Source organism: Pseudovibrio sp. Alg231-02 (assembly GCF_900143565.1).
Lineage (GTDB): Bacteria > Pseudomonadota > Alphaproteobacteria > Rhizobiales > Stappiaceae > Pseudovibrio.
This window is the reverse complement of record NZ_FREX01000002.1, coordinates 363,109-377,771: the sequence shown is the minus strand read 5'-3', so window position 1 is coordinate 377,771 and position 14,663 is coordinate 363,109. Positions and strand designations below refer to the sequence as shown.

Sequence of the window (14,663 nt, the reverse complement as noted above, 5' to 3'; positions counted from 1 at the left end):
GAGGGTTTTGTGAAAAGCAATCAGAACAAATCAGCGATCAACGCTGGTCCCAATGAATTTTTCCTCGGTGTAACAACATTCTTCCCGTTGATTTTCGCCGCGACACCCATCGGCCTGTTGTTTGGCGCGCTCGCAGCACAAAAGGGCATGTCTCCTTTAGAAGTCCTGCTGATGGGCTCCTTCGTATTTGCAGGCGGCTCTCAGTTCCTCGCCCTGGATTTATGGGCCGATCCGCTCCCGTGGCTCACCATTGCCTTCTCCACTTTCCTAATCAACCTGCGTCATGTGCTTATGAGCGCATCTCTTGCCCCCAAACTCGGCCATTGGACACCCCTGCAAAAGTACCTTGGCTTCTTCATATTGGCCGACGAGGTCTGGGCTCTGTCTGAACAGCGCGCTATCAAGCATCACACCACTTTCAGCTTCTATCTAGGTGTTGGCCTGACCCTGTTCATCACCTGGCAAGTCGCAACAGTGGTCGGAAGCCTGATAGGCGCAGTCATGGGCGACCCATCCCGCTACGGTCTGGACTTTGCGTTCACCGCCCTCTTCATCTGTCTGGTCATGGGCTTCTGGCAAGGCCGCAAAACTGGCGTAGTCCTCGCAGCGAGCGGTTTAGCAGCAGTTCTCACTCACAAGTTCGTTCCAGGTGCCTGGTACATAATCGCTGGCGCAATCGCAGGCGTCATCGCCGCAGCAGTCCAGTATGACGAAAAAACCAACGGGCTCCAGAAACCTGCGGAGGCACTTCAGTCATGATGTCAGAAGTCTTCGCAGTTGATCCGCTTGTCCTCTTCACCATTGTGGCAATGGCTGCAGGAACTTACCTGACCCGCATCGCAGGGTTGGTGCTGACAAAATTCGTCACTTTCTCAGGCAGAACTGAGGCAGCCTTGCAAGCCGTTCCGCCAGCAATCCTTATGTCGGTCGTCGCCCCAACAGCCTTCGCAACCGGCATCGCCGAGACCGCAGCAACAGCCATCACCGCGATTGCAGCCCTGCGCTTGCCAATGCTCGCAGCCATGACACTGGGTGTTGTCAGTGTTGTCGTGCTCAGAATGGCGCTCACTGTCATCTAAACAAAAACCCCGCTCCATGAAGCGGGGTTTTCTTTAACCTAATGAGAAGCAGGAGCGGCTCAGGAAACCGGACGGGTCGCCTCTTCCAGCCAAGCTTTGGTCTCACCATCAAGCAGTGGCCCAACCAATTCCCTCACACGAGCATGGTAAGCATTCAGCCAGTTCAGCTCAAACGCGGAGAGAAGCTTGGTATCCACCATACGCAGGTCAATCGGTGCCAGTGTAAGCGGCTCAAAACCGAGCATTTTCTGATCACCACCCTCAATGGCAGCAGCAGGCGTCACCAGCTCAAGGTTCTCAATCCGGATGCCGTACTCATCAGCCCGGTAATAACCCGGCTCATTGGAAAGGATCATACCCGGCTTCAGCGCGATGCTGTTTGGAGCTTTGGAGATCCGCTGCGGACCTTCATGCACACCCAGATAAGAGCCGACACCGTGGCCAGTGCCATGGTCAAAGTCGAGACCCTGCTTCCAAAGATCGATACGAGCCAGAGTATCCAGTTGTGACCCGGTCGTCCCAACAGGAAAACGCGCGGTCGCAATCGCAATATGGCCCTTCAGAACAAGCGTAAAGTGCTTGCACTGCTCAGCAGTCACAGCTCCAACAGCAAGCGTACGTGTGATGTCTGTTGTGCCATCCTCGTACTGCGCACCGGAATCGATCAGATACACACTGTTCAGCTCAATCGGCAGATTGCTATCGTTGCTCACACGGTAGTGACAGATCGCACCGTGAGGACCTGCCGCTGAAATAGTGTCAAAAGAAATGTCCTTCAAAGCACCCGTCTCACGGCGGAACTCCTCAAGCTTTTCAGCAACAACAACTTCAGTCAGGCCACCAAGAGGCGCCGTCTTCTCAAACCATGCAAGGAAGCCAGCATAGGCAACACCGTCACGTAGATGCGCAGCTTTTGTGCCCTCAATCTCAGCCTGATTTTTAACAGCCTTAGGCAGCAGAGTTGGCTCCTGCCCTTCCACAACATGGCCGCCATTGTCAGCAACCGCATCATAAAGAGCCTGACCCGCAAGACCGGTATCAATGAGCACCCGTTTGCCTTCAGCACCCAATGCTTTCAATGTAGGTGCAAGTTCTGTCGGTCCTGCAATATCAGCAAGAGCGCTCAACTCATCACGCACTTCATTGGAAAGCTTGCGCCCATCAATAAACAGCGATGGCTTGCCGTTGGTCGGTACCAAAGCAAAAGACAGTGGCAGCGGCGTATGCATCACATCGCTACCGCGAATGTTCAACAGCCACGCAATGGAGTCTGGCTGTGTCAGAAGCGCTGTATCCGCCTCTTTTCCAGCAATCAACTCACCAATACGCTTGATCTTGTCTGCAGCACTTTCACCAGCAAACTGCATCCCGTGCATTTTCACGGCACCAAGCGGCGCTTCCGGGCGATCACTCCAAACGGCATCAACAGGATTGCTTTCAATAGCAACCAGCTGTGCACCAGCCTTTTCACAGGCAGCTTTCAGGGAGCGCACCTGACGAACAGGATGCAACATCGGATCGTACCCGATCTTCTGGCCTTCTGCCGCATTCTCACGAAGCCAGCCCGTCAGCGGCTCATCAATCAGATGACGATAGGCAAACGCCTCTTCGTCTACCTGATCCCGCACCTGAATGGTGTAGCGGCCATCAATAAAAACAGCTGCCTTGTCACTGAGAACACCAGCAATACCAGCAGAGCCGGTGAAACCTGTCAGCCACTCAAGGCGGCAGTCACTATCAGGAACGTACTCACCTTGGTGAGCATCTGCCCGCGGCACCAAAAAGCCATCAAGCCCACGCGAGGCCAGCTCGTCTCGCAGAGCGGCCAACCGAACCGGCCCACGAGATTTATCATTTACTGTGTCAAAGCTTTGAAACATGCCGGAAGGCTAATGCCGATCGTCACGCAACTCAACCACACAAACACGGCTCCTAAGAGGAATTTATGCTCTCAATTCAGACGATGGGGATACAGAAGTACACAATCCATGCGTTATACGCAGATCTGCTATGTTCTCCATGCAATTTCAGATCATGACAATACAGAGACATGCAAAAAACGCATAAGTGTCATGCGAAACTATCTCTTTTTTTACAAACTAAAATAATAGATAACTCCTCTTGTCGACGGGGCGCTTCCCTCCCAAAGCAAACCGGTGGATCACACCTCCTCCCAAAGTGATCTGCACGACAAAAATGGCCGGCATCCATCAGCTGCTGATAAAGCGCTAGAAATGCCACTCATACAGCTGGATACCTCCTCCCAGTATCTGGCAAGCTAAGCAAATTCCTCCCAGTTGCTTGGCACACAAAAAAACCTTTGCTTCCCCGGCAATTTCCTCCCAATTTGCCGGATCAGGAAGCAAAGGTTTTTTGTTTTTTTGCATTTCAATCAGACATCAAAAAACCCTCACTGCATCAGCAATGAGGGTTCAGAATTATTGCAGCGTATCTCCAAAAAGTGGAAACCGGTTTTCGGAGATACGCAAAAACAAAGGCTAAAGCAGTTCATGCGTTTCCATTTAAATGCGAACTGCTTTAGCAAGCTGCCAGACCTTACGAGTCCCAATTGCCTTTGGCAAAGGTCAGCGTCAGCCATCCTTCAATCTCGCGGCGATGCACAAGCTTCAATCCCTGCTGTCCATACGCCGAGATGATCCGTGGACCATGCTCAATCCGCAAGCCGGACAGAACCAGCGTAGACTTATGCGCAAGGTGAGCGCACAGTTTAGCGGACATCTGCATCAACGGTCTTGCAAGAATATTGGCAACAACCAGATCAAACGGGCCAAACTCATTAAAGCGGCGGTCATCTACACCAGCACCGGTGAAGGCTTTGAAGTGAGGCCCCACATTGTTCTTGCGCGCATTATCAATCGCAGCTTCCACTGCAATAGGATCGATGTCGGTCGCCAGAACTTCAGAGCTGGTCAGCTTAGCAAGTGCAATGCCCAGAACACCCGTTCCGGTGCCTAAATCAAGCATACGGTGGTATTTGTGCCGCTTCAACAAGCGCTGAAGCTCCAAAAGGCAACCTTCAGTCGTACCATGGTGACCGGTACCAAAAGCCTGCGCTGCTTCAATCTCGATACCAATGTCAGACTGGCCGACAGCATCACGATCATGCGCACCATGAACGATAACCCGATCCGCACGAACCGGCTTCAAACCTTCAAGGGATTTGGCAACCCAGTTGATGTCAGGCAGCGCCTCAACTTCAGCAAAGCTTGGAATAACGCCGCCTTCAAACTGATCAAACAAACGCATTTCAACCAGATTGATTGCGTCATCAACCGTAGATTCCAGAACCAGCACTTCTGCGGTCCAAGTTTTTCCGTCCTTGGAGCTTTCAAAGACGGCAACTGGGAACCCGTCATCTTCAAAGCGCGCCTCCATAATATCGGAGAGTGCTTTTGCTTCAGCCTCAGGTGCCGGAATGCGAACCCGGATCGTGTCCATGCAAAATCCCTTAGTTACGATGAGCCATCAAAACTCAGTGAAAACCTTTGCCTAGGCGTATAGAAGGTGCAGCACCGAAAAGCCAGTACTCACGAGGTTTTCTCGCGCTCTGCTGCATATTCGCAGGGAACAAGGCTAAGTATTGTTGAACCAGCAATCGGCATCGCAGCCTTGGTGCCATTCAGCGGGCGAAGCTTCTTGGTCGGGTCTATCAACATCAGCACAATAGCCGTCTCCGGCAAAGCCTCCTGAAACTCGGTCCAGCCATAAGTATCTGTCAACTCACTGGCTTTGATGAACCAGCCTTCACGGATCTTCGTTTCAAGGTCATTATAACTGTGCTCTGGTGTCAGAAAGGGACGACCGCCAAGCGTCACAACACGGCGAAACTTTTCCTTCTCGCTTTGCTCTTCTGAGGGTGCAAACTGATACACCTCCCCTCGCCCCATAAGCGGTCCAAAGTTTGTGGTCACCAGCGCGTTGTAATCGTCATTGTCAGTCACAGCGAGCAAAACGCTGTAATTCTCAAGCGGAAGCTCATTCTCAACTTCCTCAGAAAGAACCTCGCCATAATGGTTCGTAAGCCCGGCATTGCGCGAAAGCCGCAGCTTACCCCAGTTACGGTCAACGGTAAGGCTCGGAACATCCAGCGTTTTCAGCTTGGTCGCAAGTGCTACGCTAAACCGGCTCGCTCCCACAATCAGCAATCCCGGCCCCGTATGGCTGGAAAGCCCCAGCCATCGTGCAAACGGCCCAAGCGAAAACCCGTGCGCAAACACTGTGGCAACCACAACGGCAAACGACAAAACCGCCAACCGCTCTCCATCAGGAGCCCCATGCTCAACAAGCGACCTTGCAAACAAGCCGGAAACCGCAACGGCCACAATACCGCGTGGCGCAATCCACCCAACCAGCAAACGTTCTTTCCAGCTCAAGTGAGCACCAATGGTTCCAACCCAAACCGAAATAGGCCGGATCACGAACAACAGCACCAGAATAAATGCCAAATCCTCCAACCCAAACTCCGCAAGACTGCCAAGCTGAACCGAAGCCGTCAAAACAATGAATACTGAAGACACCAGAATGATCGTGACGGCTTCCTTAAACCGTTTCAGCTCTTCAAGACTGGCAAGACGAGAGTTACCAAGCACCAGCCCAAGAACCGTCACTGTCAGCAGACCGGATTCTTCCAATACCAAATCAGAAAGCGCATAAGCGCCCATCACGCTCACAAAAATCAGCGGAACTTTGAGAAATTCAGGAACGCGACCACCAACAAACAGCCAGATCAATCCACGCCCCAGCACCCAGCCACCAACACCGCCAATCAGCAGCCCAGCCACAGCCCGAATCGCCAGCACCCAAAAACCATGGTCGCCGTGATAAACCAGATACCCTTCAAACATAAACACCGCGAGCAGCGCACCAAGCGGATCAGCAAGGATTGCTTCCCAGCGCAGCAGCGAACTCACCCGTCGTTCCAACCGCGCCTGACGCAGAAGGGGAATAATAACAGTAGGACCGGTAACAATCAGAATTGCAGCAAACACCAGCGCCGAAGGCCAGCTCAGCTCTGCGATATAGTGGGCATTCAATGCGCCCAACAAAAACGCGATAAAAGCGCCCAAAAGAACGAGCCGCCAAACCGCCTTCTCAACACCGCCAATACGTTGAAAGTTAAGAGAAAGACCGCCTTCAAACAGAATAACGGCAACACCAAGCGCAACAGTTGGACGCAATAAATCACCGAACAACGCAGTTGGGCTGAGAACACCCGTGGCAGGACCAATGAGAAAGCCAGCAACAAGCAGAAGAACGATCGCAGGCAAAGACCATCGCCAGGCAAGCCATTGTGCACCAACGCCCGCCACACCAATCATCGCAAGCGCGAGAACCACCTCATTCATTGCCATCTCCCAACACAACTTAGAAGAGAGATAGCACAATCTACCCTAAAGGTAATTAACGCTTGCGTTGCAGCTTATGCCCGCTCAACAAAGCTATCGAGCACTTTCTTTTGGCCAGCTTTTTCAAAATCGACGGTAAGCTTGTTCCCCTCGATATCGCCGATCAATCCATAACCGAACTTCATATGGAAGATCCGCTCACCAATCGCAAAATCGCTTCCTGCCTCAGTAACGCTCTTGGCAACCAGCTCGCCTTCAATGGTCATCGGACCAGCCTTCTTGGCACGGCGGCTCTGGTTCCCACCATGCATTTTGCCATACTGCTGACCAGACGCCTGCGCCTTACGCGCCCGCTGCCAACCCGGCGTAGAGTACTTGCTTTGGAAGGGATCACTGTTGTCAAACCGGCTGGCGCCATAACCACCACCAGCACTATTCAGACCATACCCACCGTAAGAGCTGGAGGCCTCAACAACCTCAACACTGTCTGCAGGCAGCTCATCCAGAAACCGCGAAGGAATGCAGGACTGCCAGGACCCATGAATGCGGCGGTTAGAGGTAAACCACACTTTCACACGCTTGCGGCCACGGGTAAGACCCACATAGGCAAGGCGCCGTTCCTCTTCCAGACCAGCTTGTCCGGTTTCATCCAATGCCCGCTGGTTCGGGAACACGCCCTCTTCCCAACCGGGAAGGAAAACACTATCAAACTCAAGGCCTTTTGCAGAATGGAGCGTCATAATCGAGACCGCATCCTCTTCCGCATCGCTGTCCTTATCCATCACAAGCGAGATGTGCTCAAGGAACCCAGCCATGCTCTCAAACTCTTCCATGGAGCGGATAAGTTCTTTCAGGTTGTCCAAACGTCCCGGCGCTTCAGCCGACCGATCCTGACGCCACATCTGGGTGTAACCACTCTCATCAAGAATGATCTCCGCCAGCTCCGTATGGCCCATGGTCTCAACCTGATTACGCCAGTTCTCTAACATGCCAAGAACATCCGCCAGCGCAGCACGAGCTTTCGGACGCAGCTCATTGGTCTGAACCAGCTCTTCCGCAGCGATCATCAGCGGAATAGCGCGTTCTCGCGCATAAGCATGCACAATCTTCAGCGTCGCTTCACCAAGCCCACGCTTCGGCGTATTCACGATACGCTCAAAAGCCAGATCGTCTGACGTCTGCATCACACAACGGAAATAAGCCAATGCATCGCGGATCTCCATACGCTCATAAAAGCGCGGACCACCGATCACGCGGTAGTTCAATCCAAGCGTGACAAACCGGTCTTCAAACTCGCGCATCTGGAAGGACGCACGCACCAGAATGGCCATTTCATTAAGGGAATGCCCATGGTTTTGAAGAGCTTCAATCTCATCACCAATGGAGCGGGCTTCCTCTTGAGAATCCCAGGCCGAGGTAACCTGCACTTTCTCTTCTTCCTCAGATCCCATCTGATCAGTGAAAAGGGTTTTACCAAGACGGCCCTGATTGTGCGCAATCAGATGAGAAGCTGCGGACAGGATGTGGCTGGTCGAGCGATAGTTCCGCTCAAGACGAACCACAACAGCACCCGGGAAATCCTGCTCAAATCTCAGGATGTTATCGACCTCAGCACCACGCCAGCCATAAATGGACTGGTCATCATCGCCAACACAGGCCACGTTCGGATTACCCTGCGCCAACAAGCGCAACCACATGTACTGCGCGATGTTGGTATCTTGATACTCATCCACCAGCATGTAACGGAAGCGATGCTGGAAGCTCTTCAAAACATCATCATGCTCTTTGAAGATCGTAATACAATGCAGCAGCAAATCACCAAAATCACAGGCATTCAGGATCTTAAGCCGTTCCTGATAGGTCTCATAAAGCTTGCGCCCCAAGCCATTAGCAAAAGCCTGTGCGTCACCAGCTGAAATCTGTGAGGGTGTAAGCCCCCGGTTCTTCCAGCTGTCCAGTAGTCCGGCAAAAGTCTTTGCCGTCCAACGCTTTTCATCCAGACCTTCCGCCTGAATGATCTGCTTGATCAAACGAACCTGATCGTCCGTATCCAGAATGGAGAACGAGGACTTCAACTCAACAAGCTCAGCATGGCGGCGCAAAATCTTCACGCAGATGGCGTGGAACGTGCCGAGCCACGCCATGCCTTCAACACCATCACCAATGTAAGCGCCAATGCGCGTCTTCATCTCGCGGGCAGCTTTGTTGGTGAAGGTCACAGAAAGGATCTGACCCGGAGTGGCATGACCCGTTGCCAGAATATGTGCAATACGCGTTGTCAGAACACGTGTCTTACCAGTGCCAGCACCTGCAAGAACGAGCACCGGTCCGTTGATCGTTTCAACAGCAAGTCGTTGTTCTGCATTCAATCCTTCCATGTAGGCTGGGGCGTTGGTTTGCCGTGCAGCCATGGCCCTCGCTGCGATACCACCTGCCTTGGGCTGTGGTGCAGCCAGAGGATCAGCAGGGTGAGCAGGTATTCCGCGATGAAGTGGGCCAGAAGAGTTTGCCATTGAGCTCGTTAGATCCTTTGAACGCATACCCCTCTCAAATCAGAGGGAGAATCTCCAATACTTAACGAGGAACAATATAGCAACAACATTGAAGAAGCGAGGCATCAGCAAAGAGATACACATCGTTTTGTAAGGCAAGGCATCTTCACTCAGTAACTCTTGCCTCATGCCAGCTTTGCTCTGTGATGTTTTATCAAGCTTGTTCTGAGTTACTTGAAATCCGGGAGGCCCTTTAGTGTTTTAAAGAGGAAGTATGCGTATACCTGCCAACGAGAATAACTCAGCTTAGCAACGGGAATACCTTCACTTCCGAAAGACAAACAACACTGTAACAACCTGAAAGAAAAACTATGAATACTGGTAAGTTACACATGACACGCCGAAACGCCCTCATTGGCATCTCCGGTTCTTTACTGGCAGCACCTGCTTTGGTTTCCTCCGCCCTTGCCGATAACCACGACTCAACGGTGTACACCGACGGGACGCTCATAATCAGCCAGCTCTCTCTCGCCATCAGCAAGATGGCGATCACGAAGACCAAAAACCCGCTAGTGCGCCAGTTTGCTGTGCTCGAGAGTGAAGAGCAAACCGCCGTCTCTTATGTTATTGAATCAACTGGCGTAAAACCTCCTCCACGTCCAGATGACCTGGAAAAAGACTATCAGGCACTGCTTGCTGCCGAAGGTGAAGAGTTCGACAGGCAGTATATTCAAGCCGAAATCCATGGACATGAAAAGCTTTTGACATATCAGGAGCCAGAATCCGGTAAAAAGCCCGTGAACGTGGATGTGGCGACCGCACAAATTCTGGTCGCTTTCATTCATACCCATCTGACCATGCTGGCAGAGATCCGCAAGCAAATCGGCTAGGCAACTCCTTCAAACATCTCAGAAAACACCAGTGGTGCGCTCCGGCCCCACTGGTGTTTTCCTGTCAAATTCAGCCAACCCAACGATCACATCTTCAAATTTGGCTCAAGTATCGCTGTCTCCCGAGAGATCTTGCTAAGATTTCCTGCCCACTCTCTTAGCCAAGGATGTTGCTTCTGGAGAACATCTAACCGCAACTGGAATGGAGCTTGAGATATGCCGAAGGTCATTTGCAGATATAAAAACTACGATGATTTCTATAAAAATCGCACAAGCATCTGGGCTGAAATCAGACGTCGGATGAACATCCATGCGACGGACACTGCAAGCTTCGACAAACTCATTTTCCAGGGCAAGGCAGCCATCCGACTGACCTACGACAATCATGTTGAAGACGCGCCGGATATGAAGAAAGCCAGAACGAACATTGCCGCACTTGAAAAAGAGAAAGCAAGAACCTTCCGCTTTGTTCAGGCCTCAAAGTCACTGGAAGAGGATATCTCAACAAAACACAAAATGCTCAAAGTGCTCGAAAGCCAGCTGAAGCAGCAGGAAAAAGACCCCAAAACTGATCCCAACTATCGCGATACGGCGAAAGAGCTCAAAAAGCTGCTCAAGCTCCAACCTGCAGTCAAAAAGAAGATCCAGGAATACGACAGTGCTCTGAAAGCACTTGAAAAAGCTGAAGCAGACTACGACCCGCTGAAAAAGCAGATCGAGAAAACCATCCCCATGAGCGTGCAGACAGATGGCAAAAACATGATGCTCTATATCGGCGGACGCGCCGAAGCATCTGTCCGCCTAAGAGCAACACTGGCGCAGAAGTAGGCTCGCCGCAAGTCTACCAATGCAGCGAGAGGAGCCTAGCAGCTCCCTCGCTCTCTTCTTATTGATCGCCGACCAGCTCGAACCAGTCATCCTCTGAAATGACCTGAACACCAAGGCTTTGCGCTTTGGTGAGTTTGGACCCGGCTTTAGGGCCCGCGATCACCAGATCAGTTTTCTTGGAAACAGAACCAGACACTTTCGCACCCAGACTTTCCGCACGTGCCTTCGCCTCATCCCGGCTCATGCGCTCCAAACTACCTGTAAACACAAGTGTTTTTCCAGCAACGGGACTGTCAGAGCTATCAGCAACAACCACATCAAGCGGGGTGATCTGGTCAATCAGCGCAGTAAGCGCGTCACGGTTATGTTCCTCTGCAAAGAATTCGACCAGAGCATTGGCAACCGTACCGCCAATTCCGTCAATGTCATTGAGTTCACGGTAAGCTTCTGAAGTTGCATCAGTTGCTGCAATCATGGCATCAGAAAAAGCACTCCAGGAAGAGTACGCCCGAGCCAGCAGCTTGGCATTTCCCTCTCCAACATGACGAATACCAAGCCCGAAAATCAAACGGTTCAGTTCAATTTGCCGTTTGCTATCAATAGCTTCAAACAGCTTGCGCGCAGAAACAGCACCAAACCCCTCACGAGACCGCAGTTTGTTGAGCGAGCTCTTGTCCCGTTCCGCTAACGTGAAGATGTCCGCTGGTGTGCGGATCCCACCTTTATCCATGTCATATTCGTAAAACGCTTCCACCTGCTTCTCGCCCAACCCTTCAATATCGAAGGCATTACGGGAAACGAAATGCTTAAGCTTCTCAATCGCTTGCGCTGGACAAATCAAACCACCTGTACAACGGCGAATAGCATCAACCTTGCCAGAATTCGGATTGACTTCGCGAACAGCATGAGAACCACAGGCCGGACAGTTCACGGGATACTCGAACGGAGCCGAATCCTCAGCCCGCTTACCCAAGTCCACATCCACGATTTGTGGGATAACGTCACCAGCACGCTGGATAATCACCGTATCACCAACACGGATGTCCTTGCCATCTCGGATGGGTTCACCATCCTGACCAATGCCTTTGATGTAGTCTTCATTGTGAAGAGAGGCATTAGAGACCACAACACCGCCAACCGTGACAGGTTCCAGCTTCGCAACCGGAGCCAGAGCACCCGTTCGTCCCACCTGAATTTCAATGGCATTGAGCGTTGTAAACGCGCGTTCTGCCGGAAATTTATGTGCAATCGCCCAACGCGGTGAGCGCGATACAAAGCCAAGGCGCCCCTGCAGATCCAGCCGATCCACCTTGTAAACCACGCCGTCAATATCATAACCAAGACCGGAGCGATCCTCCTCGATCCCATGATAGACTTTCAGGAGTTCCTCAGCGCTCTCACAGCGCTTCATCAGCGGGTTGATCTGGAAACCCCACAGTCCGAACAGTTCCACCATGCCCATCTGTGTCTCAGCAGGAACCTCACTCATATCCCCCCAGGCATAGGCGAAGAACTTAAGCGGACGTGTCTTGGTGATCTCGGAATTCAGCTGACGCAAAGACCCTGCCGCCGCATTACGCGGGTTTGCAAACACCTTGCCGCCATTGGCTTCCATACGCGCATTCAGTGCCGCAAAGTCCGCATGGCTCATGTAAACTTCGCCGCGCACTTCAACCACATCCGGCACACCCGCAGGCAACACCTGCGGAATATCCTTAATGGTCAGCGCATTAGCTGTCACATTCTCACCAGTGGTGCCATCACCACGGGTTGCGGCATAAACCAGTTTGCCGCTCTCATAGCGCAAGGAAAGGGAAAGGCCATCAATCTTCGGCTCAGCTGTCACCGCAAGTGCGCCCATCAACGGATCATACTTTAAGAAGCGCCGCACTTTGCCAATGAAGTCCTGCACATCCTCGTCAGAAAACGCATTGTCCAACGAGAGCATCGGTACGGCGTGAGTGACCTTGCCAAAGCCTTCCGCAACAGCACCACCAACCCGGTTGCTTGGGCTGTCTGCACGCACCAGTTCCGGATGAGCAGCTTCCAAAGCCTCGTTCCGGCGGCGCAGCGCATCATAGGTCGCATCATCAACAATCGGCGCATCTTTGGTGTGATAGGCTGCATCATACTCAGCTATCAGCCCCGCCAGCCGCTCCAGCTCCAGCGCAGCTTCATCCGCGTTCAGGGCTTCAATTTCTTTTTGAGAGGTATCAGCAAGGCTCACCGGTTTACTCACCTGTTTAATCATCAACTGGGCATTAGTCTTATCGCCACCGGGAATAACACACCAGCCAGAACAGTTAGGATTTAGACAGGAATTACTCTGGACCCAAGAAAAGTTGGCCCATGACTTTGCGCAGTTTGCGTTGCTTTGTGTGATTTTGCGTTGATCTGCGTTTTTTAAGTGAAACCTGCGTTCCTATGTAACGGACGGCCAAGGCTCAGGTTGTCCCGAGCCCTTCATCCTTTTCACGCTCATCAGAAAGGGAGTTATCCCCCTCCTCTGGTTCATCCCCTACACTAACTTGCATCTGATCAATACCAACCATCCGGGTCAACACAGCAGCCAACGCCAGCGCAGTGAAGATTGGCCCCACCGGGAAGCCATGAGCCGCCAGCGCAATATTGACGATTGGCAGAAGATAAACCGCAAACAAAAGGAGCGGCGCCACAAACGGGGAATTCGCGTCATCATCAAACAAACCAGTGCGTGTTGCATAAAGGTAGAGCGCCGGAGAAAGCACTGCATAGTCCCAGAGGAACAGGAAAGGCGTTGCCAGCAAAACACACAGCGTCACCGCAAGATTACGGGCAATCGGTTCACGCTCACGCATAAACAGCCAGAACACCACCACGAACGCCAAAACAGTGAAAGGCAATTGCACCAGATATCCAGCCGTCGCAGAAAACCCGAGCGCCCTCATCGCCCCAAACGCAGATGGGATCAGATAAAGGAAGCTGCCCTCACCCTGGTCCATGACTGTTGCCAGTAAGGACGGAACCGTATCCAGATAGATCCACCAAAGACCGGACCCAAAGAACACAGCCGAGGCATCAACAAGAAACGCCACTGTCGCAACACACGCACACAGCGCGATGATACTGCGATGGGCAATCAATATGATCGGGATCAGCATGAACAACTCAGGCTTGATGGAAACACAGCCAAGCAACACACCCGCCCATGCCGGATGCCGGTCCAGCAAACGCAGCCCGCCATAAAGAAACCCGCCCGCCAGCATACCAAACTGACCGTAAAACAGGTTCACCAGTGTTGCAGGAGCAAAAATGAAAAAGGTGAACGCACGAATAGGCGCTTTACGGCTAAAGGCGACAGACAACGAGAGCAAAGCTCCCATCCCCATCCAAAGGCTATAAGCCTGCAGGTAGGTCAACCCAGACAGCGGGACCAGAAAGACCAGCAGACTTGGCGGATGCACCCACGCGTAAAAGCCGGAGCCACCAGCCACATTGCGCTGTACTTCATCATAAAACCAGCCAAAGTCATAAAGCTGCGCAGCTTGCCCCGCCACAGCCATGCGAGAGGCAAGCAGGAACTGGTAGAAGTCGCCCCCCACCCTGCGCAGATCGAATCCGTCAAGGCCCATCACCGATCCAAACAGATACAGCGGATAGACCACCACAATCAGCAGCAGCGCGATGACAAAATAGATCTGTAAGCGGGCGAACGAGATAAACATCTACCGGCCTCCATCTATGCATATCCCCGTAAGTGGTTCCGGTTTTCGGATGAGAATATGCGCAAGTATAAAGTCTTGGTTGCCGGAGAGTTTAGAAGATACCAAGTTAATTATTTGAATACGCTACGTAATTTAAGATTCTTTTAGGGAAATGAAACAGTGTTCACGAGAAAAGGATGAGAAATTCTACTCATTTCAGAGTCTCCTAAAAATTTAACAGAGTATAAACATGCAACCTATCGGTAAAGATATCACCAGAAAAATTCATTAAGGAATTTGACTGAATTGTGACATCTGCCTAATT

General features: G+C 52.0%; 10 protein-coding genes. 4 read left to right on the top strand and 6 right to left on the bottom strand.

What is annotated here, in order from left to right; all coding sequences use genetic code 11:
• Positions 1 to 9 precede the first annotated feature (9 nt).
• Complete coding sequence (locus DHN43_RS07240) at positions 10 to 759, top strand: AzlC family ABC transporter permease (protein WP_063293887.1); 750 nt, start codon at positions 10 to 12, stop codon at positions 757 to 759.
• Complete coding sequence (locus DHN43_RS07235) at positions 756 to 1,079, top strand: AzlD family protein (protein WP_057465740.1); 324 nt, start codon at positions 756 to 758, stop codon at positions 1,077 to 1,079. The genes DHN43_RS07240 and DHN43_RS07235 overlap by 4 nt, the downstream gene beginning before the upstream one ends.
• 59 nt (positions 1,080 to 1,138) lie before the next feature.
• On the opposite strand, the gene DHN43_RS07230 is transcribed toward DHN43_RS07235, so the two are convergent.
• The 4 genes from DHN43_RS07230 to DHN43_RS07215 form a co-directional block, all read right to left on the bottom strand.
• A complete protein-coding gene (locus tag DHN43_RS07230) occupies positions 1,139 to 2,959 on the bottom strand; it encodes an aminopeptidase P family protein (RefSeq protein ID WP_108818189.1) in 1,821 nt (606 codons plus the stop codon).
• A gap of 676 nt (positions 2,960 to 3,635) precedes the next feature.
• Complete coding sequence (locus DHN43_RS07225) at positions 3,636 to 4,538, bottom strand: 50S ribosomal protein L11 methyltransferase (RefSeq protein WP_063293890.1); 903 nt, start codon at positions 4,536 to 4,538, stop codon at positions 3,636 to 3,638.
• Between the two features lie 89 nt (positions 4,539 to 4,627).
• Positions 4,628 to 6,445, bottom strand: a complete 1,818-nt coding sequence (locus DHN43_RS07220) for a cation:proton antiporter (protein WP_108818188.1) — start codon at positions 6,443 to 6,445, stop codon at positions 4,628 to 4,630.
• Positions 6,446 to 6,519: 74 nt separating this feature from the next.
• Positions 6,520 to 8,958 carry an ATP-dependent helicase gene (locus DHN43_RS07215; RefSeq protein ID WP_108818187.1) on the bottom strand — a complete coding sequence of 813 codons (2,439 nt, stop codon included), beginning with the start codon at positions 8,956 to 8,958 and terminating at the stop codon, positions 6,520 to 6,522.
• 371 nt (positions 8,959 to 9,329) lie between these two features.
• On the opposite strand from DHN43_RS07215, the gene DHN43_RS07210 reads away from it, so the two are divergent.
• Both DHN43_RS07210 and DHN43_RS07205 read left to right on the top strand, forming a co-directional pair.
• Positions 9,330 to 9,827, top strand: a complete 498-nt coding sequence (locus DHN43_RS07210) for a DUF4142 domain-containing protein (protein WP_208994998.1) — start codon at positions 9,330 to 9,332, stop codon at positions 9,825 to 9,827.
• Between the two features lie 216 nt (positions 9,828 to 10,043).
• The gene (locus tag DHN43_RS07205) at positions 10,044 to 10,655 is read left to right on the top strand and encodes a hypothetical protein (RefSeq protein WP_057465734.1); all 612 of its coding nucleotides are present in this window, start codon (positions 10,044 to 10,046) and stop codon (positions 10,653 to 10,655) included.
• A 58-nt stretch (positions 10,656 to 10,713) separates the two neighbouring features.
• On the opposite strand, the gene ligA is transcribed toward DHN43_RS07205, so the two are convergent.
• Both ligA and DHN43_RS07195 read right to left on the bottom strand, forming a co-directional pair.
• Complete coding sequence (gene ligA, locus DHN43_RS07200; RefSeq protein WP_208994997.1) at positions 10,714 to 12,906, bottom strand: NAD-dependent DNA ligase LigA; 2,193 nt, start codon at positions 12,904 to 12,906, stop codon at positions 10,714 to 10,716.
• A 193-nt stretch (positions 12,907 to 13,099) separates the two neighbouring features.
• Positions 13,100 to 14,359: a glycosyltransferase family 87 protein gene (locus tag DHN43_RS07195; protein ID WP_063293893.1), complete on the bottom strand. Its 1,260-nt coding sequence runs from the start codon at positions 14,357 to 14,359 to the stop codon at positions 13,100 to 13,102.
• Positions 14,360 to 14,663 lie beyond the last annotated feature (304 nt).